The sequence below is a fragment of the Staphylococcus kloosii genome (assembly GCF_032139365.1).
GTDB lineage: Bacteria > Bacillota > Bacilli > Staphylococcales > Staphylococcaceae > Staphylococcus > Staphylococcus kloosii_A.
The window spans coordinates 1-17,614 of sequence record NZ_JAVTDB010000030.1 but is presented as its reverse complement, the minus strand read 5'-3'; the positions used below and the strand labels follow the sequence as shown (position 1 = coordinate 17,614).

The 17,614-nt window shown below is 31.4% G+C and carries 15 protein-coding genes and 2 pseudogenes; 9 read left to right on the top strand and 8 right to left on the bottom strand.

The features are described 5' to 3' along the window. Window positions 1-13: 13 nt before the first annotated feature. Both RPL90_RS03295 and RPL90_RS03290 read left to right on the top strand, forming a co-directional pair. Window positions 14-1,546, top strand: coding sequence for an ATP-binding cassette domain-containing protein (locus RPL90_RS03295; RefSeq protein ID WP_313545529.1), 1,533 nt, complete (start codon window positions 14-16; stop codon window positions 1,544-1,546). A 9-nt stretch (window positions 1,547-1,555) separates the two neighbouring features. Next, window positions 1,556-2,392, top strand: a complete 837-nt coding sequence (locus RPL90_RS03290) for a sugar ABC transporter permease (protein WP_313545528.1) — start codon at window positions 1,556-1,558, stop codon at window positions 2,390-2,392. 248 nt (window positions 2,393-2,640) lie between these two features. On the opposite strand, the gene RPL90_RS03285 is transcribed toward RPL90_RS03290, so the two are convergent. The 5 genes and pseudogenes from RPL90_RS03285 to RPL90_RS12955 form a co-directional block, all read right to left on the bottom strand. Further along, window positions 2,641-5,172, bottom strand: a complete 2,532-nt coding sequence (locus RPL90_RS03285; protein WP_313545526.1) for a heavy metal translocating P-type ATPase — start codon at window positions 5,170-5,172, stop codon at window positions 2,641-2,643. An 18-nt stretch (window positions 5,173-5,190) separates the two neighbouring features. Next, window positions 5,191-5,505, bottom strand: coding sequence for an ArsR/SmtB family transcription factor (locus RPL90_RS03280; RefSeq protein ID WP_313545524.1), 315 nt, complete (start codon window positions 5,503-5,505; stop codon window positions 5,191-5,193). Window positions 5,506-5,625: 120 nt separating this feature from the next. Beyond that, window positions 5,626-6,510 (bottom strand): IS3 family transposase, encoded by an 885-nt coding sequence (locus RPL90_RS03275; protein ID WP_313545502.1) that lies wholly within the window; start codon window positions 6,508-6,510, stop codon window positions 5,626-5,628. Continuing rightward, complete coding sequence (locus tag RPL90_RS03270) at window positions 6,471-6,797, bottom strand: helix-turn-helix domain-containing protein (protein ID WP_313545493.1); 327 nt, start codon at window positions 6,795-6,797, stop codon at window positions 6,471-6,473. Before RPL90_RS03270 ends, RPL90_RS03275 begins: the two co-directional genes overlap by 40 nt. Before the next feature lie 186 nt (window positions 6,798-6,983). Beyond that, window positions 6,984-7,115, bottom strand: a pseudogene (locus RPL90_RS12955) (helix-turn-helix domain-containing protein); the annotation flags it as partial. 281 nt (window positions 7,116-7,396) lie between these two features. Here RPL90_RS12955 and RPL90_RS03265 point away from each other — a divergent pair. Then, window positions 7,397-7,797, top strand: a pseudogene (locus tag RPL90_RS03265) (transposase); the annotation flags it as partial. Here RPL90_RS03265 and RPL90_RS03260 read toward each other — a convergent pair. After that, window positions 7,783-8,760 carry a metal-dependent hydrolase gene (locus tag RPL90_RS03260; RefSeq protein ID WP_313545483.1) on the bottom strand — a complete coding sequence of 326 codons (978 nt, stop codon included), beginning with the start codon at window positions 8,758-8,760 and terminating at the stop codon, window positions 7,783-7,785. The pseudogene RPL90_RS03265 and the gene RPL90_RS03260 sit on opposite strands and share 15 nt — an antisense overlap. 131 nt (window positions 8,761-8,891) lie before the next feature. Here RPL90_RS03260 and mutY point away from each other — a divergent pair, with 131 nt between their 5' ends. The 3 genes from mutY to RPL90_RS03245 all read left to right on the top strand — a co-directional run bounded on the left by mutY (window position 8,892) and on the right by RPL90_RS03245 (window position 12,489). Then, the gene (gene mutY / locus RPL90_RS03255) at window positions 8,892-9,935 is read left to right on the top strand and encodes an A/G-specific adenine glycosylase (RefSeq protein WP_313545474.1); all 1,044 of its coding nucleotides are present in this window, start codon (window positions 8,892-8,894) and stop codon (window positions 9,933-9,935) included. 70 nt (window positions 9,936-10,005) lie between these two features. Continuing rightward, on the top strand, window positions 10,006-10,548 hold the full coding sequence (ntdP, locus tag RPL90_RS03250) for a nucleoside tri-diphosphate phosphatase (RefSeq protein ID WP_048793226.1): 543 nt from the start codon (window positions 10,006-10,008) through the stop codon (window positions 10,546-10,548). Window positions 10,549-10,752: 204 nt separating this feature from the next. After that, window positions 10,753-12,489: an ABC transporter ATP-binding protein gene (locus tag RPL90_RS03245; RefSeq protein ID WP_061855652.1), complete on the top strand. Its 1,737-nt coding sequence runs from the start codon at window positions 10,753-10,755 to the stop codon at window positions 12,487-12,489. Window positions 12,490-12,658: 169 nt separating this feature from the next. Here the strand turns inward: RPL90_RS03245 and RPL90_RS03240 are convergent, their stop codons facing one another. Together RPL90_RS03240 and RPL90_RS03235 are read right to left on the bottom strand one after the other, a co-directional pair. Next, window positions 12,659-13,753 (bottom strand): FUSC family protein, encoded by a 1,095-nt coding sequence (locus RPL90_RS03240; protein WP_313545448.1) that lies wholly within the window; start codon window positions 13,751-13,753, stop codon window positions 12,659-12,661. A gap of 77 nt (window positions 13,754-13,830) precedes the next feature. Then, window positions 13,831-15,120, bottom strand: coding sequence for a glutamate-1-semialdehyde 2,1-aminomutase (locus RPL90_RS03235; protein WP_313545433.1), 1,290 nt, complete (start codon window positions 15,118-15,120; stop codon window positions 13,831-13,833). An 80-nt stretch (window positions 15,121-15,200) separates the two neighbouring features. Between RPL90_RS03235 and RPL90_RS03230 the strand changes: the two genes are divergently transcribed. The 3 genes from RPL90_RS03230 to perR all read left to right on the top strand — a co-directional run bounded on the left by RPL90_RS03230 (window position 15,201) and on the right by perR (window position 17,160). Further along, window positions 15,201-15,656 (top strand): peroxiredoxin, encoded by a 456-nt coding sequence (locus RPL90_RS03230; protein WP_313545418.1) that lies wholly within the window; start codon window positions 15,201-15,203, stop codon window positions 15,654-15,656. Window positions 15,657-15,661: 5 nt separating this feature from the next. Next, entirely contained in the window at window positions 15,662-16,609 is a 948-nt protein-coding gene (locus RPL90_RS03225) for a phosphoglycerate dehydrogenase (RefSeq protein ID WP_313545375.1), read from the top strand. Between the two features lie 95 nt (window positions 16,610-16,704). Next, window positions 16,705-17,160 carry a peroxide-responsive transcriptional repressor PerR gene (gene perR / locus RPL90_RS03220; RefSeq protein ID WP_061855657.1) on the top strand — a complete coding sequence of 152 codons (456 nt, stop codon included), beginning with the start codon at window positions 16,705-16,707 and terminating at the stop codon, window positions 17,158-17,160. Window positions 17,161-17,614 lie beyond the last annotated feature (454 nt).

Below are 17,614 nucleotides of genomic sequence, written 5' to 3'. Positions count from 1 at the left end.
GGATGACGATAGTATGGGCAGTGCAATTATTTTAAAGTTACTTAACGTAACGCATTACTATAGAAATAAACAAAATAGAAAATGGTATTTGCCCTTTAATTATGGTGCAGATGATATAGAACTAAACAATATTAGTCTTCATATATATCAAGGTGAAGCATTAGGTATTATTGGTGAGTCGCAGTCATCAAAAGCCTTAGTAGGTAGGATACTTAGTGGAGAAGTAAAACCAGATAAAGGTAAACGCACAAGTAAGGCAGACATATTTTATGCAGATGTTACCGATAAGGCACTTATTCAAGAAGATGTGGCAAGTTTTATTCAACATCGTATCACTATGTTTCATAATAAAGATGCAACAGTGTCTGCTTCAAATATTATCGAACAGTCTCAATTGAAAGAACAAGAACAAACATCAGTTGCAAATTTAACAGTAGAAGAATATGCCCAATTGCTATTTACATTATCGCGATTTTGTAAGGCTAATATATTAATTTATAATCAAATCTTAAATTATCTAAATGATACATTTTTTAATAAAGCCATTGAATTAGCAGACGAATACATAAACAATAATCAAACTATAGTGATGATTGACGATGATATTAGTAAGATTGAAGAGGCAAGTAATTATATTGCGTGGATTTCACATGGTCAATTAAGAAAAGAAGGTTCAATCAACCAAGTACTTCCTATATTTAAAGACCATGAAAAAGATAGAAATTCATTAGAAACCGTAGATCAGCAAGAGAATTTTGATGTCGATTGGAAAAAGAGCCGTTCGAAAATCCCTGAGCTAACATATAACTTTAAACGCATAGAAAGATATAAACATGCCAAAGCACCTGCTATAATAGGGCGTTTTTGGGCGCTATTAGTAACACTTATTTTCGGCGCAGTAATAATGGCTTTATTTATGTTTAATGATTTAGGGAAGCTGCAAATAGCTCAAAATGTTGATCAAGCGAACATTCAAAATAAACAAACTAATCCATATGAAGACAAATTAGCGTATGGTATTGTGTTAAAAAATAAAATTCAATTAGACAGTCTTAATCACGAAGAGCATTTGAACTTAAGGCAATATTCATTTGTGACGATCACTGGTGAAAATAATAGTAATTATCGAATTGTAGTTGATGGTAAAGCATATAAAACTGCTAAAAGTAATGTGCGTTATTTTGATTCAGCAGGGCTGTTTGAGAAACATAGTGGTAAAAAATTAGCGCCATATATGCAACATAATTATATAAACTACTATGAATACTTTAATAGTAATTTACACAAAAAACATGATAAAGTAACGGAGCAGTTAGTACCAGAAACTGGTAAAGACAACCGTTTTGTAGTTCCGATTACGGCACAACCGATTTCGATGATTTTTAATGATAGTAATGAATTAACAGGGTTCGTTTACCCAATGAAAAATCAAGAAAAGTTGAAAAAAGCATTTGATATAACTGGTAATTTTTGGATAACTAAATCAGGAGATGGATATTACATGGCTGATTTTAAAAATAATAAATGGATTTATATAGAATTGTAGGTGTGAAGAATGATAGATATTTTAATTTGCTTATTTAAAAATTTTCCGAAATTAATTCAACATTCATTTGCACATTTGAAATCGCTGTGGAAATGGCTAGCGGCTCCAATTATTGCCAGTGTGTTATTACTAGTTATCATGATTCTGGTGTTTCATTTTAATAAAACACCAGATTTGGTCCAAGCACGTTGGTATATTAGATTGGTTTCATTAATTTCATTTGGCTTTTTATTTACAGGTATCTATGTCATATTCCAACAATACCATGTCAGTTATTATACTGGTAAAATGTTCAATACGCCTGCATTAATTGAAGCTAGTTGTATTGCATGTAGTTACACTGTAGCCTTGTTTGTAATTTTACTCATCTGTATATTTAGTACACCAGTTAATATCGTAAGTTCTATATTTGCAACACTTTATTACGTTGTTATGTTAGGTATATTAATGGTTTTAATTGGTAAATTGCTAGGATTGATGACAATACTTACGCTAAAAGTGAGAAATATTTTTATAGTGTTAACGGTAATCATGTTGTTATTATTACCTATACTCTATATTCCGTCGTCAGAAACCTCTATTTTTACCCATTTATTAATGTTAAATCCTGTATTTTACGTAGTTCAAGGATTATCTCAATCAGTCGTATTTGGGGCACTAAGTTTAAATAATATTCCTTATCATCTATATTTCTTTTGTATTTTAGGCATAATAGGCGTAATCCTTTTCGCATTAAAAAGAAAGGTTATCTATGCAAAATTTAATGTGATGACCCATTCGAATGTAGATAATAAGGATATAGATAAAGCCAATGCACAACAAAATAATCAACTACCAGAACAGTAACAATAAACAGTCTGGGACATAAATCACAGAAAATAAACCACTACCGTCAAGGTAGACACCTTAAATATAAAATTAATTATTTAGATACGTTCCAGAGTTTAGCAATAATTTGTTAAATTACAGAACGTATCTTTTATTTATATAATAATTTCACATAATACAGAAGAAAATACAAAAGCTAGAACGGTAAATGCTGTTCTAGCTTTTGTATTAGTTAATATTATTCTATTCAAACTTATTGTATAAACTTATAATAAATTGCTTTTCTTAGTTCTTAATAAGCGCAATGAATTTAATATAACTAATATCGCTGCACCTGTATCACTTAGGACGGCTAACCAAAGTGTAAGAAGTCCAGGAAATACTAAAATAAACGCAATTAGCTTAATAATAATAGAAAAGTATATATTTTGTTTGATTATATTTTTAGCTTTGTTACTTATAGAAATAGTACGCGTTAACTGGTTTATATCGTCGGACATCAGAACTACATCTGCTGTTTCCATTGCAGTATCTGAACCAATACCACCCATTGCAATGCCTACTTCACTTTGTGCTAATGCAGGTGCATCATTGATGCCATCACCAATCATACCAACACGATATCCTTTACTTTGTAAGTCTTTGATTGCTGATAGTTTATCTTCAGGCATTAATTCAGAATAAACGTCTTTAATACCTGAAAGGTGGGCGATTTTATGGGCGGTACCTTGGTTATCTCCTGTGAGCATTACAGTATTTTTAATATTACTATCATTTAATTGTTTGATTGTTTGATTAATATTTAAACGTAATGGATCTTCTACAGTAATAAAACCATGGATAATATCTGCAGATGCAATTATGATGATTGTATATCCTTCTTGCTCGTATGAGTTTAGTTCATTTTTATAGCTTTTAATGTTTGTATTGACTGATTCAATTAATTTTAAGTTTCCAGCATAGGCATAAGTCCCCTCAATTTTACCCCTAATACCTTGACTAACTAAATTTTCAAATTCAGTAACATCATACGTTGCTGAATTAAATTGGGATACATAATTAACAATCGCATTACTAATAGGGTGCGTTGAGTATGATTCTAAACTCATAGCAATATTAAGCAATAATTGTTCATCACTTTCTATAGATTTAATCGTTGAAACTTTTGGCTTTCCTTCAGTTAAAGTACCTGTTTTATCAAAAGCTAAAGCAGAAAGGCTCCCTAAAGTTTCAAGATGGTTGCCTCCTTTAATAAGCACACCGTTTTTTGCTGCACTTCCGATTGCAGTAACAATCGCTACAGGTGTTGAAATGACTAGCGCACATGGACATGCTATAACAAGTAGCTCAAGTCCTTTATAAAACCATTCGCCCCATGTGCCTAAAGAGAAGATGGATGGAACCACCATCACTAATAATGCAAGAACGAATACAATGGGGGTATAAATTTCAGAAAAACGATCAATAAAAGCTTGTGTTGGTGCTTTATTCTCTTGTGCTTCTTCAACCATATGGATGATTTTTGAAAGTGTTGAATCTTCAACTAATTTCGAAACGCGTATTTTTAAAGTTCCATTTTCATTAATAGAACCTGCGTATACTTCTTCATTAATAGTTTTATCTACAGGAATAGACTCTCCTGTTATAGGCGCTTGGTTTAAACTTGAATAACCTTCTATAATAGTACCGTCCATTGGCACACGATCGCCAGGTTTCAAAAATACAATCTCTCCAACTAGAATATCCTCTAAACTTTTTGGAATTGTACCTATTTTCGTGATAACATTTGCTGTTGCCGGTGTAATATCCATTAATGACTGAATGGAATTTCGAGTTTTATCTATAGAGATAGTTTGCAATAAAGTTCCAATTGTAAATAATAGAACTACAATTGCACCTTCAAAAAATTCGCCAATAATTATGGCGCCTATTACGGCTACGGACATTAAAACATTCATATCTAAACTTTTTGATTTAATAGCATAATAGGCACTTTTTAATGGCTTTATCCCACTAACAATAATAGCTATGATATACATCAAATTCGTTATCAAAATAGGTAATGATACCATAGAAGAAACAATACCAAAGATAAGAAATAGTGTAGAAATAGCAGGTTTTCTAAATAAATTCCATTTTGTATTTGTATTTTTATGATCTGATTGTAATATCGCAGAATAACCAATTTTAGAAACTTCTTTTTCAATATTTTTGGCTTTATTACCTTCAAAATCAACCTGCATTTTCCCAGTTGAAAAACTGACTTGTGCGTCATTCACATAGGATAAATTATTCAAATGTTTTTCAATACTTTTAGCACAACTACCACAATCCATACCCTCAACTAAGAAGGTTGTATGGCTCTGATTATTACTGGGTTCTTCTACACCATAGCCCAATTTTTCCAGTGTTTGAGTTACTTGGTTAATGTTATTACGGGATTTTAAACCCACTGTTAGTTTACTTGTAGAAAAATTAACTTTGGGATCAGTTACATTATTTAAGGGACTTAATGCTTTTTCGATTGTTACGGCACAGGAACTACAGTCCATTCCAGTTACTTTGAAATTATAATTTGAAAATGAGGTGGCAACTTCGTCTTCTTCCTCAGAATAATTTTCAGGAGCGTTATTCGAAATATCATGGGTTGGATTGACGGATTCTTTATTATTTGTACAACACTTATTATTTTTAGTTGTTACTTTAGATTCATTACTACAACACTTATTTTTTTGTACTTTATTACTTGTACAACAAGCATTGGATTCTGTTTTACTATTACAGCAATTACTACTCATATAAGTCATCTTCTTTCTTTATATAGTATGATATTGGCAATTTTCAATATCATCTTCAGTATCTTCAACTACTGAATCAATAAGTTTAAGCAATTCTAAAATTTGACGATCCTTTATTTGGTAATAAACATATTTACCTTCTTGTCTAGAAGTAACTAAGCCACAACCTTTAAGGCAAGATAAGTGTTGAGAAATACTAGATTGACTGATTTTCGATTGTTTAACAATCTCATTAACAGTCATTTCTTTCGACTTAAGTAACTCTAATATTGTCAAACGAGTTTTATTAGAAAGTCCATGTATAAAATGTGCTTTTAACTCTATATCTTGCATTTATTTCACCTCATATCAACTTAAACTAATATGAATAACATATTAACATTTTCTAATATGTTATTCAAACTTTCATTCATCCTTAATTAGATCTATTTATTGGTTTGTAATTATTCTTTCTTAAGATACGTTCCGATATTCATTTGGTGTTAATCCATCAAATTTCGGAACATATCTTTTATTCATATAATAATCAATATATTCACTGATGCCTGTTTCAAGATCTTCATATGTGCTGAATTGATTTCTATAGTAATATTCTGATTTTAACGTGCCCCAAAAAACTTCTATCGGTTGATTATCTAAACAACTTCCTGCTTTTGACATACTAATTTTTACGTTATATGTATCTAAATAGTTCTTGTAATGTTTAGAAGTGTATTGAAAACCTCTGTCACTATGTAAGACTGTATTAGATGCATCATTATTTTGTAAGGCTAATTTCAATGTGTCCATAACCAATTTTAAATCATTACGCTTACTCACTTTATAAGCAATTATAGCGCTAATATAAGCTTTTTGACCTTTTCCATAATTTAAGTAACTAATATCTGTAAACCATTTTTGATTTGGTTTATTGGCTTCAAAATTTCTATCCAATATATTTTCAGCTGTGAAATGTGGTTTGATTCTAGTCCAATTAGGACGTTTTTTTCTGATTTGTGCTTGTAAACCTAAAATTCGCATAATTCTTCTAATACATTTTATATTAACATTTAAATTGCACTCTCTTTTTAAAGCGTAATGTATCCTTACTACACCGAAGATTTCTTTAGAGTTCTTAAATATACGCTTAATTTCTTTTGCAATTAATTTAGCGCGTTTTTCATTATTAGAAATTTCTTTATTACACCATTTATAATAACCACTACGGCTGACTTCTAGACGCTCGCATAACATTTTAATACTGTAATTTTGTTCTCTGTTGAGCTCAAATATCATTTGATATAAATGTTCTTTATGACCTAATGAAAATGATTGTTTCGATACTTGAACTCTTGCCACTTTTTTACGATTGCTTTATCCATTTCTAAGTATTCTATTCTTGTTTTTAGTTTTTTATTTTCTAATTTTATTAGTTCTATTTCAGATAATTCTTGTCTTTTATTTTTTCCACGTTTATCTTTTAATCCATCTATACCATTCTTTTTATAGCTCTTCACCCAATGGTATATTTGTTGGTAGGAAACACCATATTCCACGGAAGCCTCATGATAGTTATAATTTTTAGCTATGACATTTTCAGTAATTTCAATACGTTCAGATAAAGTTGTTTTTCTTGATTTATTCATAGTGGAAAACCCTTTCCCTGTGCGCTTGTTAGATTTTCCCTTTTTATAATTTCTTAACCGCAATTTTAAAACTGATATAGAGCTAATATTATACTTGTTAACAACTTTATACAGTGGAATATTCCTTTCTAACACATCTTCTATAGCTATTGCTTTAATCTCTGCAGAGTATTTATTTCTTTTACTAAAAGGTTTTAATCCATCTACACCATAAGCTTTATATCTTCTTACCCATTCTTGTAATGTAGCGCTAGAAACTCCATTATTTTTTGCTGCACTATATCTAGATATATTTCCATCAACTATATCTTCAACTATTTTAATACGCTTTTCTAAAAAGCATCTTATTTGTAGTCATAAAAAATACACTCCCCTAATTATAGTTCACTTTTTATATTTAAAGTGTCTACTTTTAGGGGAGTGTATCAAAAATAGCCAGTAAATGCGTTTTTATGAATTCATTTACTGGCTTCTTTATTTACAATACTACGTATTTTTGGTTCACTTTCTTAGGGGACAGCTCCAGCCTGTAGTCTTCCGCTTGTCCTGTTATCTCAAGAGTCTTGGCAAAATATTTTAAAAAATTAAGGCACTTTCGTAAAAATCAATGTATGAAATTCTACTCAACAACAAATAAAAAATAATGAAAAATTATAACTTGGAATATTTTAAAGCGCAAATAAACAAAAAGCTTTCTGAATCGAAAACAAAAAATATCTACAGTCAAAGAAAAATTGGTGTAGAATCTGTTTCGGGATTTATGAAAGCTATTTGGGGTTTCATTTGAATGTCCGTTCGAGGAATAAATAAAGTCAAAAGTAAACTTGGATTTGTATTAATGGCATTTAATATAAGAAAAGTAGCAGCTCAACGAGCTGTATATGATCAAAATAATTATAAAAAAGGCAATTTCTATATTATTTCAATAGAAATTGCCTTTTTTTACTTGTCCAAGCACTTTATGTCTAGACCCTTTATTACGTATTTATTTAGCAAATAATTTTTTTTGTAGTTTTTCTTCACTGAAAACCCAACCGATATATGAGTGATCAATCATCATTTTTTTATCTAAATGAACTATAGCCACAAAAGAGTAATGTCCATTTTTTAAATACCGTAAATCAATCAATCTAATTTCCATTGAACCGTCATCAAGTTTTTGTGCTTTCCATCTATAGATAGAAGAGAAGTTTAAAAATGTTTTAATGTTTTTATCATTTTCAACATAATGCATTAATTCATCACTTGGGAAAGCGTGATGTTCAGCTTTATCACTAAACACTACATTTCTGCCGTAGCTTCTGCCCACATAATCATGATTTTCAGTTTGTATAGCCACACGCCATTCCATAAACTTCATCGTCGGGGCAACAAAAATTTTAACTGGTTTATGAGATTGTTTAATTTGTCTCAATGCAGTTTCTTTAATAATTTTTTGCATCTTAAATCTAATAATATAATAGATAAATAATATTATGAAGATGGGGAAAAAAGCGACGTATGGGTGTAGGCCGAAAACCCATAAGACGATACCGATACACCATAAAATAAAAATAATAGGGTCAAATGTGTTGATAACACTAAGTTGAATCCATTTATTTGTTATAGGTCGTAGTGCCTGTGTACCATAGGAATTAAAAATATCTACAAAAACATGTAAAAACACGGCTAATTGCGCCCACATCCAAATATGGGTAGCATCTAAATGTTTAAATAGCGTAAATACAATTAAAGTTATTAATAATGGCCATAATATTGTAAAAGGTATTGAATGCGTTATACCTCTATGATTTGATATATAAGTGGCATTATCTTTTAATTTAAAAACAGTATCACTATCTGGTATCAATGAACCCACAACTAATGTTGAAGCTGTAGCAACAAAAGAGGCTGACATAGCCGGGTCTTGCGTTGCGAGTGCGGTTAAACCGATACCCATAACGATATGTGTTCCTGTATCCATAAAAGTCACTCATTTCGTGTCTGATTTAATTTTATTATATACTATTGTTAATGTTTACCACTATTAAAAATAACAGATTTATAGAATTATCGAAAATCTAACGATTAGAAAAAAGAAAGTGTTGTGTATGAATGTATAATAAAGAGAATTTTAAAGACAACTTATTGCGTTGGTTTAATGCCGAACAACGTGAAATGCCTTGGAGAGAAACGAAAAACCCTTATTACATATGGTTAAGTGAAATTATGTTACAACAAACTCAAGTTGCCACAGTAGTAGATTACTATTTAAGATTTATTGAACGTTTCCCTACAATTGAATCTTTAAATAACGCGCAAGAAGATGAAGTTTTAAAACTATGGGAAGGGTTAGGCTATTATAGCAGGGCACGCAATTTTCATACTGCCATTAAAGATGTTTATCAAAATCATAATGGTACGGTACCTAGCGAACCTGAGCAGTTTGGTAATTTAAAAGGCGTTGGACCTTATACAAAAGCAGCAGTTATGAGTATTGCATTTAATAAACCACTAGCTACTGTAGACGGAAATGTGTTTAGAGTATGGTCGCGGTTAAATAACGATGACAGGGATACTAAACTACAATCAACTAGAAAAGCATTTGAGCAAGAATTGCAACCCTATGTCGAAACTCAGGCTGGCGATTTTAATCAGGCAATGATGGAACTTGGAGCGATGGTATGTACACCGAAATCACCGTTATGTTTATTCTGTCCTGTACAGGATAATTGTGAAGCATTTGAAAAAGGGACGGTGAATGATTTGCCAATTAAAACCACCAAGGTTTCGAAAAAAATAATTAAGCAACATGTCTATATTATTAAAAATAATGAAAGTGAATATCTTATCGAGCAACGCACGGCGAAGTTATTAAATAATATGTGGGAATTCCCTATGTATGAAGCTTCACACAAGGCCGATATTAATACTGAACTAGAAATGAATTTGACATTCTCAAATAAACCCATTTTTAAATTAAAGCATCAGTTTACTCATTTACAATGGGATATCGAAGTATATATGGCCGATGAAGTAATTGATAAACAACTAATTGTGTTGCCAATGCATATGCAGTGGATGCACTTAGATGATAAAGAACAATACAATTTTCCAGTTAGTATGACTAAGATTTATAATTTTTTAAAAGAACATTGATAAATTCGGAGTTATGCAAAGACTTATGTTATAATCAGAAATGTGAAATTAAGATAAGGTGGTGTGGAGCATGGTTAAAGAGTCCATACCTAAAGAAGGTCAGACGATAAAAATACAAAGTTATAAACACGACGGTAACATACACCGTGTTTGGTCTGAAACTACTATATTAAAAGGTACGGATCATGTGATAATTGGTGGCAATGATCATACTTTAGTTACAGAAAGTGATGGTCGTACTTGGATTACTCGTGAACCAGCAATTGTCTATTTTCATTCAGAGTTTTGGTTTAACGTAATTTGCATGTTTAGAGAAGATGGCGTTTATTATTATTGCAATCTCTCTTCACCTTTTGTCTGCGACGAAGAAGCGTTAAAATATATCGATTATGATTTAGATATTAAAGTTTATCCAAATGGGAAATATCATTTATTGGATGAAGATGAATACGAGCAACATATGAATCAAATGAATTATTCATCTGATATCGATAAGATTTTACGTCGTAACGTCGATATCTTACAACAATGGATTGAGCAAAAAAAAGGACCTTTTGCTCCAGATTTTATAAAGGTTTGGCGTGAACGTTATAAGAAAGTAAGAAATTATTAAGCATAATTAATGTATTAAATCTTAATATCCTTTATAGTGTTTCATGGGTTTATTAATTTTACAAAACAAAGTTTGATATAACCTTTTGTTAATTAAAATTTACAAAGCTAAACTTATAGCACTATAAATTTAGAATCAGCCTAGTTGAGTTTTCAACTCAGGCTTTTTCATTTGTTACGTAATTATAAAGGAGGAGAATGTCACATGATTCGCAGATATTTAACTTTTGTGAAACCATATAAATGGCGAATCATTGCTACTATTTTAATAGGTATTTTGAAGTTTGGTATTCCAATGTTGATACCGCTGCTTATTAAATATGTGATTGACTATGTTATCAATAACTCTTCAATCACGAATGATGAGAAATTCATGCGTTTGGGAATAGCAATGGGCATAGCGATATTTATCTTTGTCATTGTTAGGCCGCCAATTGAATATTTAAGACAGTATTTAGCACAATGGACAAGTAATAAAATACTATATGATATTAGAAAGCAATTATATAATCACCTACAAGCCTTAAGTGCACGTTTTTATGCTAACAACCAAGTAGGTCAAGTTATTTCAAGAGTGATTAATGATGTCGAACAAACTAAAGATTTTATATTAACAGGATTGATGAACATTTGGTTGGATTGTGTAACCATCATCATTGCATTATCAATTATGTTTGTATTGGACTTTAAATTAACACTTGCAGCAGTTTTTATTTTCCCTTTCTATATATTAACTGTATATTTCTTCTTTGGACGTTTGAGAAAATTGACGCGCAAAAGATCTCAAGCTTTAGCAGAAGTTCAAGGCTTTTTACATGAACGTGTACAAGGTATGTCCGTGATAAAAAGTTTTGCAATAGAAGATAATGAAGCGGAAAATTTCGATAAACGTAACAAGCATTTCTTAAATAGAGCATTTAAACATACAAGATGGAATGCTAATTCGTTCGCAGCGATTAATACTGTTACCGATATTGGACCACTTATTGTTATAGGTGTAGGTGCCTATTTAGCAATTACCGGTTCAATTACTGTAGGTACTTTAGCAGCATTCGTTGGTTATTTAGAACAACTATTTGGACCATTAAGAAGATTAGTTTCATCATTTACAACATTAACGCAAAGTTTTGCATCAATGGATCGTGTATTCCAATTAATGGACGAGGATTACGATATTAAAAATAAAAAAGGCGCACAACCAATAGAAATAAAACGTGGAAATATAAGTTTAAATAATGTAAGTTTCAAATATAATTCTGATGAAGAAAAGGTATTGAAGGATATTAATTTAGATATAAATCAAGGACAAACTGTTGCCTTTGTAGGTATGAGTGGGGGAGGTAAATCCACACTTATTAACTTAATTCCTCGTTTTTACGACGCAACGGAAGGTTCTATCGATATAGATGGAACAAACATTAAACATTACTTAACAGGAAGTTTAAGAAATCAAATTGGCTTAGTACAACAAGATAATATTTTATTCTCAGATACTATAAAAGAAAATATATTACTAGGTAGACCTAATGCAACAGATGAAGAAGTAATAGAAGCGGCGAAAATGGCAAATGCTCACGACTTTATTATGAATTTATCTGAAGGTTACGATACAGAAGTTGGTGAACGAGGCGTTAAATTATCGGGTGGTCAAAAACAACGTGTTTCTATTGCTCGAATATTCCTAAATAATCCACCAATAATTATCTTAGACGAAGCTACTAGTGCACTTGATTTAGAAAGTGAAGCAATCATACAAGATGCATTGAATGTATTAAGTGAAAATAGAACCACATTAATTGTAGCCCATAGACTTTCTACCATTACACATGCCGATAAGATAGTCGTAATGCAAAATGGTGAAATTGTGGAAACAGGCACGCATAAAGAATTAATCGCTAAACGTGGTGCTTATGAACATCTTTATAAAATCCAAGATCTATAGAAAAATGAGCCTGAGACTTCATTGTCTCAGGCTCTACTTTTATTTAGGCAGTAGATGACTGAATTGAAAATGAGCTTGTATCAAGCGTCTTTTAACTCTAGTCATCTTTGCCTGGCGGGACTATAAAATTCTTTATAAAAATGAGATTTTTGTCCTGCTTCTTTTTAATCTATAAGTCGAAATCTTCTTCTAACAATTCAATCTTATTGTCGTCTTGGTGATATGAAAAGAAACTAATTCGCAGTCTATCTAAATGCCGTAAAGTATAGCGATATTCTTCAATTGCCGAAATGATTTGCATGATGTTAGCGTATGAATATTCTGTTTGGTAAGGATTTTGTATTAACTCTTTTTGGAAAGCATCCATTAAGTCTTTCTTTTGCGGATTATCTACAGAAGTATCTTCAAAATCCACATCATATTTTGCTTTCTTAGATAAACTAATGAATATTTGTTCATGAAATGCTGTTAATGAATCGATATCTAATTTAATTTGTAATAATAATTCATTATTTAAACTGTGTAAGTCATGTTGGTATCGGTTCATACGTTTTAGTACAGCATAAGCCTGGCGTGTGACGAGTACAATCTCCTTGAACAGTATCTTTTTACGATTTTGAGCGTGAAGTTGCTTTTTAGTGATAGGTCGTTCTTCCTCGTAGTACTCAAATATTTGTTCAAGTTTTAATACACGTTTGCTTATTAATCCTCTATCTTCTTTTATTTGATGATATTCAGAGGTGTCATTTAATACTAATTTAAACCACATGAATATATCGGTCGAGATATTTAGTGCGTTGTAATATAACTTTGACTCGAATTTCGGTGGTAAAAATATTAAGTTTACGATTGAGGAACTAAGTACGCCAATCATCACTAGTATAAATCTAAATAATGCAGATACGTAAAAGTTACCGGTATGTTGTCCCATAATTATTAATGCAGTTACACTAGCCAACGTAGCCACGTGGGCTAAATTAAATCTGAATAAAATAGCTATTAATAATATAACGGTAACGCCCATAATGACAAAATGATTGCCAAAAGCTGTAACCATTAAGACTGCTAAAATAGCACCTATTATATTCCCATTAGCTCGGTCAGCAATTGTTTTTATCGATCTGTAAACACTGGGTTGCATAGCAACAACAGCACTGACAGCAGCAATGGATTTCAAGCCTGCTTCTTTAGGTAAAAGAGAAGCGATAGCCAAAGCAAGTATAACTGCTATACCTGTTTTTATAACACGAGCTCCTAACTTCAAAAGTACCGCTCCTTCGGTATTATATTTAAATAAATCTATTATTATTGTTATACAATGATTAACAACAAAATTCAAGTTTATTTCATTTGACTAAATGCATAATCGGCAGCTTCTAAAGTCTCGTCTATATCTAGTTCTGTATGTTCGGTTGTTAAGAACCATGCTTCAAATTTAGAAGGGGCTAAGTTAATCCCTTGATGTAACATCAATTTAAAGAATTTCGCAAAGGCTTCACCATCTGAATTTTCGGCTTGATCATAATGCGTTACTTTTTCATTAGTGAAATATAACGTTAGCGCACCATAAACTCTATTTACTGTAGCTGTGATGTTATGTTGTTCAATTGATTTTAATAAACCATCTTCTAATCGTTTACCTAAATTATCTAGTTGTTCATAAACACCGTCTTGTTCTAAAACTTCTAATAAAGCAATTCCTGCCTTCATAGAAAGTGGGTTACCTGCCATAGTACCTGCTTGATAGGCTGGACCAAGAGGGGCAACGTGTTCCATAATATCTTGTCTACCACCATATCCACCAATTGGTAAACCACCACCAACAATTTTTCCGAAAGCTGTTAAATCTGGGTAAACTTTATATAGATCTTGGGCAGCACCATAATGGAAGCGGAAAGCTGTAATAACCTCATCATAAATTACTAATGTACCATTATCATGAGAAATGTCGTTTACACCTTCTAAGAAACCTGGTTGTGGTTCAACCATACCGAAGTTACCTACAATGGGTTCGACTAAAACACATGCGATTTGGTCTCCCCAATAATCAATTGCTTCTTTGTAAGCATCTAAGTCATTGTAAGGTACTGTAATAACTTCTTGTGCAACACTTTCAGGGACACCTGCCGAATCAGGAGAACCTAATTGTGATGGGCCACTTCCTGCTGCGACAAGTACTAAATCTGAATGGCCATGATATTGACCAGAAAATTTAATGATTTTATTTCTTTTAGTATAGGCACGTGCGACACGAATTGTTGTCATTACTGCTTCTGTACCTGAGTTAACAAAACGAATTTTTTCTAATGACGGAATCGCGTCGCGTAATTTTTTGGCAAAGTCAATTTCTAATCGTGTAGGAGTACCATATAGCACACCTTTAGCTGCTTGTTCTTGTATTGCTTTAGTAATGTGTGGGTGAGCTTGACCAGTAATGATTGGGCCATAAGCTTGAAGGTAATCTATATATTTATTACCATCTTCATCATATAGATAAGCGCCTTTACCTTCTTTCATCATAACAGGGGCACCACCGCCTACTGCTTTATAAGAACGTGAGGGTGAATTAACACCGCCCAAAATATATTCATCAGAGAATTTTTGAAGTCTTTCGCTTTCTGTGAATTTCATATATATCAACCTCTTTTAATTTAATATTTTCAACTATTATCGTATCATAAAATTAACTATTAAAAGAAATAGGTGAGACGATGTTACAAAAAGGACAACAATTTCCAGATTTTGAATTAGAAAATCAAGATGGAGCTACAATTTCAAAGAAAGATTTAGCGGGCACAAAAGCTATACTGTATTTTTATCCTCGTGATAACACGCCGACTTGTACTACAGAAGCTTGCGATTTTAGAGATAATATAGAAGCATTTAACGAGTTAGATGTACAAGTGTATGGAATAAGTGGAGATTCTAAAAAGAAACACCAAAATTTTAAAACGAAGCATGCCTTGAATTTTGACTTATTAGTAGACGCTGAATTTGAACTTTCAAAAGCTACAGGCGTTTATCAATTGAAGAAATCATTTGGTAAAGAATCAATGGGCATTGTTAGAACTACTTTTGTTATTGATGAAAAAGGTGAAATTATAGATGTGATCGAGAAAGTTAAAGTTAAAACTCAGATAGAAGAATTAAAAAGCATACTGGGGTGAATCGAATGAAGGCAGTAAGCTTAATAAGATTAGGTGATAAAGAGGAAATATTACAAGAAGCTTTACCTAGTGTTGAATTTGTATTTACAAGCGGCATGGATGAAATCAACGAACAAGACAAAAAGAATTTAGACATATTATTTGGTGTAGATAAATTAACCGAAGCATTTTTAGATGAATGCCCTAATTTAAAATGGATAGCTTGGTATGCCACAGGTGTAGACAAATTACCTCTAGCGTATTTACAACAAAGAGAAATTATACTAACAAATAATAGAGAAGCACATGTCGTACAAATGTCCGAATTTATAATCAGCTATATACTAGCCGACTATAAAAATATGCGTACTTCATATAACAACCAAATAAATAGACATTATGATAGTAGATTAGTAAGCAAAAATTTAAGTGGACAAAGTATTTTATTTTTAGGAACGGGCAGTATAGCGCAAAGAACTGCACAACTGGCTAAAGCATTTGGTGTTAAAGTAATAGGTGTAAATACAACAGGAAAAGAAGTTAAATATTTCGATGAAACTTATAATATGGAAGAACTTAATAATATAGTCAACTCAGCAGATATCGTTATTAATACGTTGCCGCAAACACCAAGTACTGTCCATCTTTTAACTAAACATCATTTTGAATTAATGAAAGATACCGCATTATTTATAAATGTAGGGCGTGGTTCTATAGTGAAGAATGATGTAATCATAGACGCGTTGAAAAATAATATAATCAGACACGCATATTTAGATGTGTTTGAAAACGAACCATTATCTGAAGATAGTGTTTTTTACGATTTAAATAATATATCAATAACAGCTCACATATCAGGCAACAATACTGAATTTAGTGATGTAGTAACAGCGACATTTATTGAAAATTTAAAATCATTTCTCAATAGAGAAGAAGTAATTGAGAATAGAGTTGACACAAGTAGGGGTTATTAACCTTTATTAGTCTAATAATATTGACATTTTACTCTTGTAACAGTTATATTAGTATTAAGTAATAATAATTATTATATAGAAAGATGGTGAGGAAAATGAGTGCAGAAATGGAAAGCATTGAACATCAACTTGAAGATTCAATTGCTTCATTAAGAACAGCTGGTATTAGAATAACGCCGCAAAGACAAGCTATTTTAAAATTCTTGATTGCTGCAGAGTCACATCCAACAGCTGACGAAATTTATCAAGCACTGTCACCAGATTTTCCTAATATAAGTGTTGCTACAATTTATAATAATTTACGTGTTTTTAAAGATAAAGGTATTGTTAAAGAATTAACTTATGGAGATTCATCAAGTCGATTCGATTTTAATACTCACAACCACTATCATGTGATTTGTGAAAACTGCGGCAAGATTGTTGACTTCCATTATCCACAATTGGATGAAGTAGAACAACTAGCTCAGCACGTAACTGAATTTAATGTATCACACCACCGTATGGAAATTTATGGTGTCTGTAAAGAGTGTCAAGATAAAGGATATGAATAAGATTTAAAGAGAGGAGCGTTTCCTCTCTTTTTTTATGTTGATGAATAATTTAGCTAAAAACGATAATATTATTACACAAAATTATCTTTTAATACATTTAAACGACAATAGGTTAATGATTAAGTAAATATAAACTAAATTAATTCCTCATTCTTATTGACGTTGTTTTAGAAACTTGATACTATATAAAAGTCGTCAAAACAAGCACCGAATAGCGACTTAAATTTTCAAAAAGAAAATGACTGTTAGTGTAAATTTGGTACTTGTGCAACAGGCAAAATCAATATAGAATAATAAATGTTGAGTTAAGAACAAAATAAACTTTCTTAAATTAATTAATAAATTTATTATTGACTTAACGAAATATTAATGTTACAATAATTTCTTGTAACGCAACAAATGAACATTGAAAACTGAATTGCAATATGTCAACGTTAATTCCAAACGCAACGAT